At 35.1% G+C, this 16,650-nt stretch carries 11 protein-coding genes and 1 pseudogene; 1 reads left to right on the plus strand and 11 read right to left on the minus strand.

Annotated features, from left to right (window positions below; translation table 11 throughout):
• Positions 1–47 precede the first annotated feature (47 nt).
• Entirely contained in the window at positions 48–1,985 is a 1,938-nt protein-coding gene (locus tag CSUIS19073_RS05850; protein ID WP_086242232.1) for an LTA synthase family protein, read from the plus strand.
• Positions 1,986–2,010: 25 nt separating this feature from the next.
• Here CSUIS19073_RS05850 and CSUIS19073_RS05855 read toward each other — a convergent pair whose 3' ends face one another.
• The 11 genes and pseudogenes from CSUIS19073_RS05855 to CSUIS19073_RS05905 form a co-directional block, all read right to left on the minus strand.
• On the minus strand, positions 2,011–4,566 hold the full coding sequence (locus CSUIS19073_RS05855) for a bifunctional aconitate hydratase 2/2-methylisocitrate dehydratase (protein WP_086237169.1): 2,556 nt from the start codon (positions 4,564–4,566) through the stop codon (positions 2,011–2,013).
• Positions 4,567–4,742: 176 nt separating this feature from the next.
• The gene (locus CSUIS19073_RS05860) at positions 4,743–5,192 is read right to left on the minus strand and encodes a hypothetical protein (RefSeq protein WP_086242233.1); all 450 of its coding nucleotides are present in this window, start codon (positions 5,190–5,192) and stop codon (positions 4,743–4,745) included.
• A gap of 18 nt (positions 5,193–5,210) precedes the next feature.
• Entirely contained in the window at positions 5,211–8,282 is a 3,072-nt protein-coding gene (gene ccsA, locus CSUIS19073_RS05865) for a cytochrome c biogenesis protein CcsA (protein WP_086242234.1), read from the minus strand.
• A 96-nt stretch (positions 8,283–8,378) separates the two neighbouring features.
• Complete coding sequence (hemC, locus tag CSUIS19073_RS05870; protein ID WP_180379370.1) at positions 8,379–9,302, minus strand: hydroxymethylbilane synthase; 924 nt, start codon at positions 9,300–9,302, stop codon at positions 8,379–8,381.
• Complete coding sequence (locus tag CSUIS19073_RS05875) at positions 9,299–9,682, minus strand: FxsA family protein (protein ID WP_086242236.1); 384 nt, start codon at positions 9,680–9,682, stop codon at positions 9,299–9,301. Before CSUIS19073_RS05875 ends, hemC begins: the two co-directional genes overlap by 4 nt.
• Positions 9,679–11,382 (minus strand): proline--tRNA ligase, encoded by a 1,704-nt coding sequence (locus CSUIS19073_RS05880; protein WP_086237174.1) that lies wholly within the window; start codon positions 11,380–11,382, stop codon positions 9,679–9,681. The genes CSUIS19073_RS05875 and CSUIS19073_RS05880 overlap by 4 nt, the downstream gene beginning before the upstream one ends.
• Complete coding sequence (gene hemA / locus CSUIS19073_RS05885) at positions 11,372–12,637, minus strand: glutamyl-tRNA reductase (RefSeq protein WP_086237175.1); 1,266 nt, start codon at positions 12,635–12,637, stop codon at positions 11,372–11,374. The genes CSUIS19073_RS05880 and hemA overlap by 11 nt, the downstream gene beginning before the upstream one ends.
• Positions 12,637–13,515 carry a polyprenyl synthetase family protein gene (locus CSUIS19073_RS05890; RefSeq protein ID WP_086242237.1) on the minus strand — a complete coding sequence of 293 codons (879 nt, stop codon included), beginning with the start codon at positions 13,513–13,515 and terminating at the stop codon, positions 12,637–12,639. The genes hemA and CSUIS19073_RS05890 overlap by 1 nt, the downstream gene beginning before the upstream one ends.
• A gap of 9 nt (positions 13,516–13,524) precedes the next feature.
• Positions 13,525–13,953, minus strand: coding sequence for a hypothetical protein (locus CSUIS19073_RS05895; RefSeq protein WP_086242238.1), 429 nt, complete (start codon positions 13,951–13,953; stop codon positions 13,525–13,527).
• A complete protein-coding gene (locus CSUIS19073_RS05900; RefSeq protein WP_086242239.1) occupies positions 13,946–14,206 on the minus strand; it encodes a DUF2018 family protein in 261 nt (86 codons plus the stop codon). Before CSUIS19073_RS05900 ends, CSUIS19073_RS05895 begins: the two co-directional genes overlap by 8 nt.
• Positions 14,207–14,227: 21 nt before the next feature.
• Positions 14,228–15,685, minus strand: a pseudogene (locus CSUIS19073_RS05905) (DNA translocase FtsK); the annotation flags it as partial.
• Positions 15,686–16,650 lie beyond the last annotated feature (965 nt).

A 16,650-nucleotide genomic window follows, 5' to 3' on the forward strand; every position in this document is an offset into this window, starting at 1 on the left:
ATAATTTATCAGTTTCATTGTAATTTTTCTAAATTCAAGGTAAAAATATGCGAAAAATTTTAACCCAAATTCTTATATTCACAGCCTTATATATGATGGTTTTTGCCATTATGAGAGCAGTTATGCTAAGTAGCATAATAGTGCCAAATAATAGCAATTGGGGGGGGGTATTTCTATATGGGCTTGGGCATGATATACGGACATTTAGTGCGATATTTTTACCTCTTTTTTTATGTGGATTTCTTAGTTATTTTAGTGGGTTTATCAAATTAAATTTATCCAAAGCTTATCAAATTTTATCTAGCATTTATCTAGCCATTATCTCATTTATCGTAGCTATTTTTGCATTTATCAACTTCTACTATTATCAAATTTATCAAAACAAGATTGATATATTTATATTTGGGCTTAAAGATGATGATACGACTGCTTTATTATCTATTATTTGGAGTGATTATCCAGTGATTTTAATCCTAATAATTGCGTTAATATTCACTATTTTTTGCGTATGGATAAATGCTAAAATTTTAAAAATTAAATTTAAAAAAACCAATCAACCGCTTTGGGTATTAATAATTTGTAATCTTATCTTGCTTTATGCTTATTCCATCGCACTTCGTGGGCACCCTACCTACAACGCGCTTCGTGCCTCCACATATCAATTTAGCTCTTTTAAACCATTTAATGAGATCTCTACTAATCCCATTATGGCACTATCTTGGGCGATTAAAGAGTATAAAAATCAAGCCCACTTCCCACCTGTAAAAATGAGTAGAATTAAAGAACTTGAAGAGATTTTATTTCCGATATTTAGCACAACATCACCAAACGCAAATCACGCCAAAACCCACATACATTTCAATCTTATGGAGAGCTTTGGGCTTGGATTATTACAAGAAGATGAGCGATTAGAAAAGGAGCTTTTAGGCTCACTATATAGCCATTTTCAAAGCGATTTTGTATTTAGGCGTTTTTTACCATCAACTAGTGGGACTATAGATAGCTTAAATCGCATACTATTTCAAAGTCCTATAATCAACCTTACAAGTAGCAAATTTCAAAAGACAAAGCTACCATTTACCGCCATTGATACATATAAAAAAGCTGGTTATAAGGTGGTATTTGCTTATGCTGGAAATGCTGCTTGGTATAATATCAACTACTTCTTAAAAGCTCAAGGCGTAGATGAAATAATAGATGAAACTATACTTATAAGCCAATATCCAAACGCCAAATCATCAAAGCACCCATATGGGATAAAAGATGAGTATATGTATAATAAAATATTTGAGATATTTAATAACGCCACAACACCAACAATAGTCATCTCACTAGGGATATCAAACCATCCGCCATACTTACATAAGGGGCAAAATGAGCTAAATTTGGATCTAAATAGCTCTGAGATTAATCGCTATGCTACTGATTATAAGGCACTATTAAATGCCTATAGCTACGCTAATAACTCTTTTGGAGAGTATATAAATAGAGTTAAAAATAGTAAATTTAAAGATAATATAATAATAGCAGCCACCGGCGACCACCCTAATAGAGAGTATAAATTTGATTATAAAACTGAGATAGCTTTTGGGCATAGTGTGCCGTTTTATCTATATATTCCACGAAATTTACAACACAATATCTACTACGATAAATATAGAATTGGCTCACACAAAGATATATTTCCAACCCTATACAACCTTAGCTTAAATAAGACTAAATACCTAAGTATGGGTGGTAAAAATATGCTATCTAAGCCAAGTGATGATAGATTAGAATTTGCTATGCATATAAATGTATGGGCTAATAAAGATGGAATATACCCAAACTCAAGTCCCAATGGGTATAAATTTCAAAATTATACAACATTAAAAAATAGCGACGAATTATTTAACTTAAGCGATGATAAGGCTGAATTTCATAAACTTTATGAAGAGTTTAGCTACAGTGTATTAGCTCTAAGGCTTGGATTATCTGTAGAGTAAAGTCCGCTAAAAGCGGACTTTGTGATTAATTTTCTAATTTATAATTATCAATTAGATTGAAATTTAAATATTTATAAATTTCATCTTCTTTACCGGCAAGTTTTGCAGGGACAATTTTCATATACTCTTCTACACTTGGTAATCTTCCTAGCATAGCACATACTGCAGCTAGCTCAGCAGAGCCTAGATAAACTTGAGCGCCCATACCCATACGATTATCAAAGTTTCTTGTAGAGGTTGAGAATACTATAGCATTATCAGCCACCCTAGCTTGGTTACCCATACATAGTGAGCATCCTGGTACCTCTGTCCTAGCACCAGCAGCACCAAATAGTGAGTATCTACCCTCGGCTCTTAATTGAGCTTCATCCATCTTAGTAGGTGGGACAACCCATAATCTAGTAGGCACTTGACCTTCACCTTTTAAGACTTCACTTAAAGCTCTATAGTGGCCGATATTTGTCATACAGCTACCTACGAATACCTCATCTATATTTTTAGGGCGTTTTGGATCGTTTAAAATTTCACTTAAAGTTGCCACATCATCTGGGTCATTTGGACAAGCCAAAATCGGCTCAGTTATCTCATTCATATCTATTTCGATAATAGTGTGATATTTTGCATTTTTATCAGCTTCTAAAAGAGTAGGATTTTCTAGCCATTTTTTCATCTTATCACGACGACGAGCTAGAGTCTTATCGCTACCATATCCAGCTTCTATCATAGCATCAATTAACGCTATATTTGATTTTAAATACTCAATTACCGGCTCTTTATTTAGAGCGATAGCACATGCTGCGGCACTTCTTTCAGCACTTGCGTCGCTTAGTTCAAATGCTTGTTCTACTTTAAGATCTGGCAAACCTTCAATCTCAAGCACCTTACCAGCAAATACATTTACTTTGCCCTTTTTCTCTACTGTTAAAAGACCTTTTTTAATAGCGTAATATGGAATCGCATTTACAAGGTCTCTTAGAGTTATACCAGGTTGCATTTTACCTGTAAATCTTACTAAAACTGACTCAGGCATATTTAGTGGCATTGAGCCTAAAACCGCCGCAAACGCAACCAAACCACTACCAGCAGGGAAGCTTATACCAATTGGAAAACGAGTATGAGAGTCACCACCAGTTCCTACGCTATCTGGTAAAACCATTCTATTTAACCATGAGTGGATAACACCATCACCTGGCTTTAAACTCACACCACCACGACTAATCATAAAATCTGGCAATGTCTTATGCATTAGAGCATCTGTTGGTTTTGGATAGGCTGCTGTATGACAGAAGCTTTGTAAAACAAAATCAGCTGAAAATCCAAGACTTGCAAGCTCTTTAATCTCATCTCTTGTCATTGGTCCAGTTGTATCTTGGCTACCTACAGTTAGCGTGATAGGCTCTACATACATGCCAGGACGAACACCATCTACACCACATGCACGGCCAACCATTTTTTGTGCTAGAGTATAGCCTACACTATCATCACTTGCTGGTTGTGCTGGTTTAGTAAATATATCTTCACTGCCTAAATTCAGCTCTGCCCTAGCCTTAGCACACAAGCTTCTAGCTATGATTAGCGGGATTCTGCCACCTGCTTTTACCTCATCTTTTAGTGTATTTGGCTCGAGTTTGAAATTTTTTATCACTTCTCCATCTTTTACTATTTCGCCTTTGTGTGGATAAATTTCAATTTCATCGCCAGTTTCTAAACCATCTACATTTACTATAATTGGTAACGCACCGCTATCTTCGGCTGTATTAAAAAATATCGGAGCAATTATACTACCTAGGATTACACCACCTGTTTTTTTATTTGGAATTCCAGGAATATCACGACCTATATGCCACTGAATAGAGTTGATACCACTTTTTCTTGAGCTACCTGTTCCTACTACATCGCCTACATAAACAACTTCACGACCGCTTTTTTTAAGCTCAGCAATTTTTTCTAAGCTACCTGGTTGGCGTTTCATTAGCATAGCATTTGCATGTAGTGGTATATCTGAACGGCTAAATGCCTCACTAGCTGGACTTAAGTCATCAGTATTTGTCTCGCCTGGGACTTTAAATACTATAGCTTCAATCTTTTGAGGAATATCAGCTCTAGATTTAAACCACTCAGCATTTGCCCAACTTTTGATAACTTCAGCAGCGAATTTATTACCATCTTTAGCAAGAAGAGCCACATCACTAAAGTAATCATGAACAAAAATTGTATTTTTTAGCACTTCAGCTGCAGCACTTGCCACGCTCTCATCGCTACTTCTTAAACTAGCTACAAGCACGATTACGCTATATCCGCCAAGCATTGGCTCAAGCATTTTTACAGCATCAGTTTTGCTAATTAAACTACAAGTTAAGCCGTGGTTAATAATCTCATTTAAAAACTCAGCTTTAACCTTTGCTGCCTCATCAACCCCTGGATTTACGCGGTTTGCTAGTAAATCTACAAGCTCAGCACTTGGAGATGTCTTTAATAATTCACACACCTCTTGAGTCTGCTCTTTGCTAAGTGGAAGTGGTGGAATACCAAGTTTTGCGCGTTCTGCTTTAGCACTATTGTATTGTTCAAAAAAGCCCATTTATATCCTTTAAAAAAAATTTTCAATAATTCTACCAAAAAAATTAAAAATTTAGTAGTAAAAAATAACTTAGATTTTATCTTTTAGTATATTTTAAATTTTCTATATATCTAAATTTTAAATTAGAATAAATAATAACTGCCAAATTCATAATAAATTTAGCAGTCAAAAATGGATTAAATGCGTGAGCGAAGTCCAATATTTTTATACTGCTCGATCTCGCTAACATAATCAAAATATAGTTTATCAAGCTCATTTGTCATATATGAGATTAGCTTTGCGTCAGATTTTTTATGACTAGCTACAAGGGAGATGAATTTAAGATACGCAATCGCATTAGATGGTACGCGACCACCAGTTTTAGGCGGAAAAGGGAATTTCTGGATAAAATATAGCACCGCCTTAGCCACCTCTTCTTTGCTTGATTTTTTATCTGAGACTATTATTATAAGATCCTCTAAAGTAATCTTAGTATCGCTACTGCTTTGAGTTGTGGTAGTTTTTAGAATTTGCTTTTCTTTTTTTAAAGATTTAATGACAACCACGCCAACAATACCCAAAACGATGGCTACAACGACCATCGCAATGAATACAAAACTCTCATTAAATATAATACTCCCGTTCAACATAACCTCCTAAATAGCCTATAATCTAGTGCTATATTTTCTATTACGATAAGCAAGTAAGCTTATAATAATCATCACAAGCACACCGATCCAGACGAAATTTGGCACAGGCACAGCATCTCCTGCTGCATAGCTATGCATTCCAACTAAATAAAAATTTACCCCAAAATATGTCATTATAATCGCACTATAAGCAAACATAGAAGCCACTGCAAATGCGTATTGCGAATTTAATTTTGGTATAAATCTCATATGAACCACAGCAGCATAGACTAAGATACTAACTAAAGCCCAAGTCTCCTTGCTATCCCAGCCCCAGTATCTTCCCCAGCTCTCATTCGCCCAAACGCCACCTAAGAAGTTACCCACAACAAGCAAGCTAAGACCTAAAATCATCGCCATTTCATTAATTCTAGTAGCTTCGACTATATTTCTTGTTAGCTCTTTATTTTCACTCTTACCTTGAATGGCAAATAGAATTAAAGTAAATAGTCCAAGAAGTGAGCAAAGCCCTAAAAATCCATAACTAGCCGTAATTACACTTACATGAATTGTAAGCCAATAGCTCTTTAGCACTGGAACTAAATTTGTAATTTGCGGATCAAGCCAACTAAGATGTGCTACAAATAGAGTTACCCCAGCTAAAATCGATGTCAAAGCTAGCGATATAGCCGAACTCCTAGCAAACATTGTCCCGCTAAATGCTAGACACCAAGCTATAAATACCAAGCTTTCATACCCATCGCTCCAAGGCGCATGCCCTGCGATATACCATCTAAGCCCCATACCAATAGTATGAGCTATAAAGGCTAAGATATTAACCCAATATGCGATTTTAAAAATTAAATTTATCCTAATTTTAGGTCGTAGCATTTTTATAAATACCACTGCTAAAAGCACAAAACCAGCTAAGAGATAGACTGGGGTTAGATTTTGAAATATCTTATATTTATTAAATATTAATTCTAAATTTACTCTATTGCTATCTAGCATTACAGACGCACCATATTTAGCTTGATAATCTTTAATCGTCTCTATGGCTTCATCAGCCTTACTCCAATCATTACTCTCTTGAGCCTCAAGCACAGAAGTAAAATATCTTTGTAGCATTATAGCTACATTTGAAGCCTCCTCGCCGCTAAGCTCCATAAGTGCTCCGCCAGGGCTTAGCCAGGTGTTATTATAATCATCTTGCTTAGGTATCACTCTAAACATCTCACCTATAAATACCATATAAAGTATATTTAATTTCTCATCAGCCTTGATAACATCTTTATCAAAAAGCCCTCTTGTAGCTGGAGATTTACGGTTAGCAAGCTCTGTGTATTTGATTAGTTTATACTCGATTTGACCATCTTGATTAGGGCCAAAAAAGTCATCAAAACTAGCATATTTTTGGCTTTTTGAAATTCCTAAAATATTCTTTAGTTCATCATCGCTAATTTTGATAATTGGCACTGAACGCCAACTCTCTGAATTTGCCATCATCGATAAAAATACGGCATTAGCACTCATTGATTGAAATTTATCACTGCGATAAATTTTATTTAAAATCTCATGTGCCATAGTATCAAACGGCTTCATTCTACCATCTGAGCCTTGGATTATTAGGGTTGATACATTATCTATATGGCTTTGCGGAATTTGCGGAATTGAAAAAGCATAGCCCTTACTCGCACCAAAAATAGCCATACCAGCTACCAAAATAGCACAAGCTGCTTTGGTATTAGCGTCATTTACAGCCTTAGCAAGTTTTCTAAATCTAGAATTAGGATTAAAAACATTTAGTAAAAGCCCTAAAGTTAGTAAGAAATATCCAAAATATGTAGGCCATTTGCCAGGGTCGCTATTAACTGATAAGACCGTGCCGCCCTCATCTGAATCATAGCTACTTTGGAAAAATCTATAACCTTTATAATCAAGAACATTATTCATATAAATTCTATAATCCATCTTAAATTCTCCATCTTCTACAACTACATCACTACTATAACTCATTGGCGAATTTGAGCCTGGGTATCTAGCCAAATCAAAATCCTTTAAATAGATACTAAATGGCAAGGTTATAGCCATAGGAGACCAAGCTACATAGAATTTTTGCCCTCCTACTTCCACAGCTTCAGGGGGATAGTTGCTTAGTATGGCTACATCTTTGCTATCATTATTATAGCTTAGTGTAGCTACTATACTATCAGCTCCAACTACATTTTTATCAGCTTGTTTTACTCCTTTTATAGCACTTATTTTCATAGTTCTAGGTGCGAAATTCACTCCACCAATGCTATATAATCTAAGCCCAGCAAATTCCACCTCTTTATCCTTTGGCAACTCGCCCTTACTCATATCGCTCATTACCATATAGCTTATATCTTGATTTGTTTTGATATAAAATTTACTATCTTTTATATAAATTTGAATATATTTAGACTTTGTAGGCTCAGCACCAAAGCTAAAACTCATATCTCCAACTTCAAATTTATCCCCAAGCTTCATAGTAACTGACTCGCTATTGCTCTCATCAGAAAATAGTAGCTCCAAAACCGCTTCGCCATTTGGGCTATCGATCCAAGCTGGAGTAGCATTTGGGATAAAATCTTTATATTTTAAAGTGGCTAATTTATCATAAATATTTAGCCTTAGATTAAAATCATTCCCAATAGTGCTAGATATATATTTTGGCTCAGAGACTGTATAGGTATTATTGCCATCACTTGAGATCATTTGGATATAGCTTTGCATTGTGCTTATCTCGTTGCTTCTATCATTCTCACGGATATTCATATGACCTTCAAAGCCAAAATATCTAGTAATCCCAGCACCAACTAAGATAAATAAAAAGCTTAAATGAAAGATTAAAGCAGGGAGCTTTTTAAGGTTAAAAAGTCTATATTCATAGATATTATAGACTAAATTTACTCCTAAAATCAGCTGAATTAGTGCAAACCATCCAGCACCATAGACCAAAGCCCAAGCAGTTTGTGTATTATAAACGCTCTCAATAATGGTAGCAGCACCACTAGCAAAAGCGAAAATTAAGAAAAACACAATAGCTGAGCCCATGCTAAAAAATAATTTATGAATAATACCCATAAACAGCCTTGTAGTAAAATTTAGAGTGCGATTATATTAAATATAAATAAACATTTTTAAAATAAATATTATCTTAAATTTAAGTTATATAACTACTCAAATTTGAGCTGCTATTTTCTCAGCTTTGATTAAAAGCTCCTTTGCTCCTTTATTTATAAATTTATCTGCTAAAATCTCCCCTGCTACCTTATAATCGCTCTTATTAAACACCACTTCATCTTTTAAAATATCCTTGCCATCTGGAGTGCCTAAAATAGCTCTAATAGTGATTTTATCTCCATCTAATTTAGCATTAATCCCAATTGGAGCTTGACATCCACCATTTAGCTTATGCACAAATGCCCTCTCAATAGTCGTCTCTATCGCGCTCTTTTCATCATTTAAAAACTCAATAGCCTCCAAAATATCACCCCTATCTACAGCCTCAATACCCAAAGCACCCTGCCCCATCGCTGCTATAGTATCAAGCCTAGATATATACTCAACCTCTTTAAAAAGCTCAAGGCGATTAATCCCAGCCATAGCTAACACAATAGCATCAAATTCCCCAGCCTTAAGCTTAGAAATTCTAGAATTTACATTACCCCTAAGTGAAATTATATCTAGATCTGGTCTAAGGGCTAGAAGTTGCATTCGCCTACGCAATGATGTAGTCCCAACTCTTGCGTTAGCTGAAAGCTCATCAAAGCTTTTAAATTTCATACTTAGTATCGCATCACTGACATCTTCTCTACTGCAAACACAAGCTAGTTTCAAGCCATCTGGGAAGGTTGTCGGCACATCTTTTAAGCTATGCACAGCAATATCTGCTCTCCCTTCTAGCATGGCATTTTCAAGCTCTTTAGTAAATAGCCCCTTGCCACCAATCTTAGCAAGTGGAGTATCTAAGATCACATCTCCTTTGGTTTTCATCGTGATAATCTCAACGCTATGACCACGAGCTAGTAAAAGATCTCTAATATGATATGTCTGCCAAAGTGCTAAGGCACTATTTCTACTTGCGATTCTTATATTCATCATCTCTCCTCTATAATCTCTACATCTATTATCTCATCATCGCTATATTGGCGACTTTGACTGGATTTGGTAGTTTTAAATTTAAACTTCCAAAACATAGCAATTATAATCAAAATAATACCAAAAATATCGCTTATCACTCCAGGAATTATCAGGGCAAATCCACCAACTGCTATCCCTAAACTACCAAAAATATCTTTGATATTAAAGTAATTTATGCTATTAAATAAATTTGAAAATCCATAGTTTAATATCAAAATTACACCGATAATAGCACTTAAAAAAATCTCAGCAAAAAAGCTTAAAAATCCAAATTCTAATATATATAAAACAACCATAACTATCTCTAAAAAGATATATGGAAGTAGTGAAATTCTAATCATATAAGCTCTTTTAATCTAGCTAAAATATCGCTACTTGCGACCTTTTCTTTTATTAGACCATCACGGATTATTAGCTCAACTTCGCCATTTACAAGCCCCTTACCTACAACTACACCAAATGGATTTCCAATCAGCTCAAAATCAGCCATCTTAACCCCAAATCTCTCATCTCTATCATCTAAAAGCACATCTATTTTAGCATTTTCAAGCCAATTTTCAAGCTCTAGGGCAAATTTAGCTTGAGCTTCATCTTTGAAATTTGATACTATGATATGAACGATAAATGGAGCGCACTCTTTTTTCCAAATACACCCCCTATCATCATAGCTAGACTCTATAACCACAGCTTCTAATCTACTTACACCAATGCCATAGCAACCCATTATAAACGGCTTTGATTTGCCATTTTCATCTAAAAATGTAGCATTCATAGCAGCTGAATACCTATCCCCTAGCTGAAATATATGGCCAACTTCAATCCCTTTAGTCAAGCTAAGCCTTCCCCCATCAATAGCCATATCTCCATCTTTAACTGCAACTAAATCTTTAAATCTACTTCTATTAAAATTTATAATACTCACACCAATTGCGTGATAATCCTTCTCATTTGCGCCGCAAATCATCTCATATTCGCCATCAAGCTCATTATCGATATAGAAATTCACCCCTTCAGGTAGCCCAATTGGCCCACAATATCCAGCCACCAATCCAGCCTCTTTAATATCCTTCTCATCAGCTTCCATTAGCTCCAAAGCCCCACAAGCATTCAAAGCCTTAGTCTCTTGAAGTTCATCATCACCACGCAAGAAAAATATCACAACTTCGCTTCTATCTTCATATATGGCTTTTTTGATAACAGCCTTAATAGTGTAGAATGGATCAACCTTAAAAAACTCGCTCACCTTTGCTATAGTAGAGCAATCTGGGGTATGAAATTTAAGCATTCCATTGCTCTTAGGGCGTTCAGACTCGCAAGTTCGCTTAGCTCTTTTAGCCGCTTCTACATTAGCTGCGTAATCTGAGCTATCGCTTATTAATATATCATCTTCGCCATTATCAGCCAATACCATAAATTCCTTACTTCCACTACCGCCAATGGCTCCGCTATCAGCTTCAACGCATCTGAAATTTAGCCCAAGTCTAGTAAAAATCTTACTATATGTCTCTTGCATCAAATCAAACTCACGCTTTAAATCCTCATAGCTTGAGTGAAAGCTATAGCTATCTTTCATTATAAACTCACGACATCTTAAAAGACCAAATCTAGGTCTAGCCTCATCTCTAAATTTTAATCCAATTTGATATAAATTCAAAGGCAGTTGCTTATAGCTACTAACTCTTCCACGCACCATATCCACCACGCTCTCTTCATGAGTTGGCCCTAATATAAAGTCATTACCCTTTCTATCATTTAATCTTAAAAGCTCGCTTCCAAATTTAAAAAATCTCCCACTTTGCTTCCATAGCTCACTAGGGACTACAAAGCTCATAGATACTTCATTTGCCCCAGCTCTATCCATCTCATCTCTTACTATATTTTCAATCTTTCTTAGCACCCTTTTTCCAAGTGGCAAGAAGTTATAAAGCCCACTTCCAATTTGTTGGATAAATCCAGCCCTAAGTAAAAACTGATGGCTAGGCAAGGTTGCGTCTTTTGGAGCTTCTTTTAGTGTTGGGATATATAATTTACTAAATTTCATCTACTATTCCTTCTGTTTTATCGATTTTAATATCAAATAGATACTCAAGCACTTCAAGCACATCATCGCTATTTTTATCTTTTAATCTAATAGTTGGAGTGTGTAAAAATGCTTTAAAAACTTGATGAACGAGCTTTCTAGCCTCACTCTCATCGCAGTATTTAATATAGCCTTTTTTAATAGCTTTTTCTATCTCACGCTCAGCTATGCTCTTAGCTTTAAATCTAAGCGCTTTTATAGCTGGAGTGCTATTTTGCGATGAACGCCATTTGAAAAATTCGCTAGTCATCGCACCTACAATCGCATATGCCGTGCTAGCTTGCTCCTCTCTTAGCATTATATTGCTTTTTACTATACTTTCTAAATCATCAACAGCATAAACTAAGATATTATCTTTATAGCTTAAATTAATATCTCTTGGCACTGCAATATCAAAGAAATATCTATTAAATTCAACAGGCTCTATAAGCTCATCAGTTATTATAGGCTCACTAGATCCAGTAGCACTAAATATTAGCTGGTATCTATTTATAAGCTCTTTTAATCTACTAAATTCAGCCACACTAGCAAGATCGCCTAGCTCACTGGCTAAATTTCTAGCCCTATTTATATCCCTATTTACTATGATTACATTAACCTTAGAGCTTATAAGGTGCTTACACGCTAAAGCGCTCATCTGACCAGCACCTACTACCACAGCACTCATTCCACCTAGATTTCCATATATCTCCTTAGCTTTTGCTACAGCTACACTTGAGACTGATACTGGATTTTTGCTAATTGTAGTAGCAGATCTAACCTTAGAAGCACACTTAGCACCAAAGTGAATAGCATAGCTGATATTATCGCCACAATTGCCATTATCATAAGCAAATTTAAATGCCTCTTTTAACTGACCTGCTATTTGCGTCTCGCCAATGACAAGGCTATCAAGTGAGCTAGCCACAGCAAATAGATGGTGGATAGCCCCATCATTTTCATAAATATCAGCCCTAAGCTCTAAGGCCTCATATGGCACTAAAGTTAAGATAGATATAGAGTTTAAAATATGCTTAATAGATCCATTTATATCAGCCACATACGCAAAAACCTCAACCCTATTACAGGTGCTAAGCACCATAGATTCAATGATATTCTCATTAGCGCTTAATAATCTTAATATCTCTTTTTTTCTACTATCATCGCTAAAAGATAGCTTCTCTCTGATACTAATATCTGTATTTTTATGCGTAAAGCTAATGCTTATATAATACATTAAAACTCCCTATCTATCATGCTTGAAACTATCTCTTGTAGGCTATGATTACTCACTGCTGATATAGCTTTATTACCAAGCTCTTTGGCAAATATTTTAGATTTTTTAACAATATCAAACTCATCAAATTTATCCTTAATCCACTTAGTTTGAGTATTATCTAGCTCTTTATTCCAAAGGCTTTTTAATATCTCTTTATCATCTATATTTAAAGCATTGTATAAAAGAATATATGGAAGAGTTGTCTTGCCCTCTTTATAATCATTAAAGGCTGGTTTGCCAAGCCTATTCTCATCAGAGATAATATCTAAAATATCATCAACTATTTGAAATGCTAAACCCAAATTCTTGCCATACACAGCGTAGGCTTCATCATCTAATTTAGCTAGTATGGCCGCACTTCTTGCTGCAGCTTCTATCAAAACCGCAGTCTTTAGCTCAATCATTTTTAAATACTCATCTAAATTTGGATTAAATCTAGAGCCTAGATCCACATCCATCATCTCGCCAATGCTTAGATCCAAAACGGCTTTAGATATGATTTTAGCAATTTGCGGATCTAAATTTACAATCTCATAAAAGCCTTTAGAGTATAAAATATCGCCTAGCATTATTGAATTCTTAGAGCCAAAAAGTGCGTTAATGCTAGGTTTGCCACGTCTAATAGTAGAGTCATCTATCACATCATCATGTAATAAACTAGCTAGATGGATAAGCTCTATTACCGCACAAAGCCTAAGCGAAATTTCATTTTCACCAGCTATTTTTAGTATCAATTTGCTTCGTAATTTCTTGCCACTACTAATATTTTTAAACATATCAAGTGCTTTTTCATAGCCACACTCTTTGACAAATTCATACAAAATCTTATCAACCATACAACTTCCTTATCTATCTGGTATATACTCTATCTCTACTCTAGAGGCCTTATCCATTATATATGCATCAAAGACCACCGTGCCATCATAACCTCTATACTCTCTAAAATTTAAATATAGATCCACGCTATCATTAAGCGGATTTTTAATAAAAGCAAGAATAGGTTGATGATACATCTCTAGCCCCCTTCTAAGGCTAAGCACTATCTGGCGTGGATAGTTTCTAAATTTATTATGAACGACCAAATTTGTATTATCATAAAGCGTCCATGAAAACTCAAATTCATCTCTTATCAGATGGAGCCTATCTATAAATATAATCTTAGCTTTTTCATCTTTTTTAAGGATAAACTCCTTATGGTGCGTCCATTTTGGTGCCACGCCAAAAAGTAGATTAAAGCACAAAAATGGCAACAACCAAAGAGATAATCTACTCATTTTGGGTTAAAATTTTCCCTGTTATATCTATATAAATATCATTTAGTCCATTCTCCATAATATCAGGATTTAACGCCTTAAAGCTGTCTATTTGCGTTTGTGTAATACCACTACTTTCTGCTAACTCTCTTAAAGCCACAAGCTCACTAAATAAAATTTCAAGCTCATTTTCTACTATATTGCGATTTGCATTATAGACTATATCAAAAAATTTATCCCTTGGCTCTCCACCAAAAATATCATCAAATATCAACTTCTACTCCATTAATTAAATTTAACGAATTATATCCCTTTGCCCTTTAGCATTTGGTGGGGTCAAAACTCCATTTTGCTCTAACTGCTCGACTATGCTAGCAGCCCTATTGTAGCCTACCTTTAACCGCCTTTGCAAGTAGCTAATAGAGGTCTTTTCTTCGCTTAAAACTATCTCTTTAGCTTCATTATAAAGCTCATCAATCTCTCCACTAAATTCTAAAGATCCGCCACTTCCACCGCTATCATCTTTTAAAAAGCTCTCTTGATAAACCACACTCTCTTGAGCTTTTAAAAACTCAGCTATATGATCAATCTCCTCTTCACTAGCAAATGGTGCGTGAAGTCTGACTATTCCAGGGCTTCCAGGAGGCGTAAAAAGCATATCTCCACGCCCTAGCAAACTCTCAGCTCCTATCTGATCTAATATAACCTTGCTATCTACTTTTTGCCCTACTCTATAACTAATTCGGCTTGGTAAATTTGCTTTAATCAGCCCAGTTACCACATCTACGCTTGGGCGTTGGGTAGCTACTATTAGATGAATTCCACTAGCCCTTGCCATTTGAGCTAAGCGACCGATATGAAACTCCACTTCCTTGCCACTTGTCATCATAAGATCAGCTAATTCATCTATGATAACCACTATAAAAGGCAAGGTCTCACCACCATCTTTTTTCATCTTTTCATTATAGCTCTCTATATTTTTTGTGCGAGTTTGGCTCATTATCCTATATCTACGCTCCATCTCAGCGACTAAATTGGCTAAAACCGCTATAGCCTTTTTAGGCTCAGTTATAACTGGAGTTAACAAGTGCGGTATATCATTATACATACTAAACTCAAGCATTTTAGGATCTATCATTATAAGACGCAAGGTCTTAGGTGAATTGCGATATAAAAGGCTTAAAACCATCGCATTTATACCAACACTCTTACCGCTTCCTGTAGTTCCAGCGATTAAAAGATGCGGTAATTTCTTAAGGTCTGTTATAAATGGATCGCCCACAATATCCTTGCCAAGAGCTAAGGTAAGCTCACTTTTAGCATTTTTATAAATATCACTTTCTAAAATCTCTTTTAAATATATCGTATCTATATTTTTATTTGGAATTTCAATGCCAACTACATCTTTTCCAGGGATTGGAGCTTGAATTCTAATAGTTTGAGCCTTCAGCGCCATAGCCAAATCATCTTGTAAGGTTAAAATCTTACTTACTTTGACATGGGCTGCTGGCTTAAACTCAAATGTCGTAACCACAGGTCCAGAGTATGTTCGCACTACATCTCCATCTATCTTAAATCTTCTTAATTTATCTAGTAAATCAGCGATTTTTTGATCTATTTCAGCTTCATTTATACTCTTGCTTCTTTTTGGAGGGTCTTTTAAAAAATCAAGCGTTGGAAGTTTAAAATCTTTAGGCTTTTCTACCTTGCCCTTTTCTATCTGGTTTAAAAGCTCTTTGTTTTCAGCCACTTCATTAAGGATTATAGCACCACTTGGAGTGGATTTTATCTCCTCTTTTTCATCAGTTTGCTTTGTCTCATCATCTACTTCATCTAAACTATCTATTTTATCTTCTAAATTTTCTACGCTATCAATATTTGATGGGGTATCTTCTACCTTATCTGATTTTGCTACTTTAATAGATGGCTTTTTTATTTGTGGGGTTGTTTTAGGCTCAGATCTAGTTATAAAGGCTTTTTTAATCATCACATCTAATCTATCATCAAATGTCAGCCCACAAGCGATAATAAATATCATTAAAATAAAAATAAACGCTCCAGCACTACCAATTACACTTTTAAGTGCTTCAAAGCTAAATCCACCAACTACACCTCCAGCCATCGGCTCAAACATAGAACAAAATAGTAAAAATGAGTAAAATAGCATAATCCCACCAATGATATTTCCAGCTATTTTTAGAGTAAATTTAGTATAAGATCTATATAAATTATAGATAGGATAGAGCAAAATAAATGGATAAAAATATGACAAATAACCAAATAATCTTGTATTATACCAGCCTAAAACACCGCCATAGCTCCCCACAAAGGAGGCATAAGGCACGATAGTCGCCACACCGATATAGACAAGCACACACACAGCTATAATAAGTAAAATCTCTCGTAAAATCGCAAATTCCTTAATAAAAATCTACAGATTATAGCAAAATTATGGTTATATGTAGTTTAAGTAGTATTATATATAATTTTTTACTTCACACGGCAAATTTATAAAATAAAAATGCCAAACTGGGAAGGGGTTGGGATTTTAAGGGATAGGGGAAACTGTTTTGGCTTTCAAATTTTAGTTTCCCCTGTCCCTTAAAGAAAGAATTTAAAAAAAATTTGAAATTTTAAATATTTTTTGATTTTTATGTTAAGCGAAGTAATCTATATTAATTTTCTTTTTAAGTAGGAAGGGGGACACTTTTTGGCAGA

Source organism: Campylobacter sp. RM19073, assembly GCF_024723495.1.
GTDB lineage: Bacteria > Campylobacterota > Campylobacteria > Campylobacterales > Campylobacteraceae > Campylobacter > Campylobacter porcelli.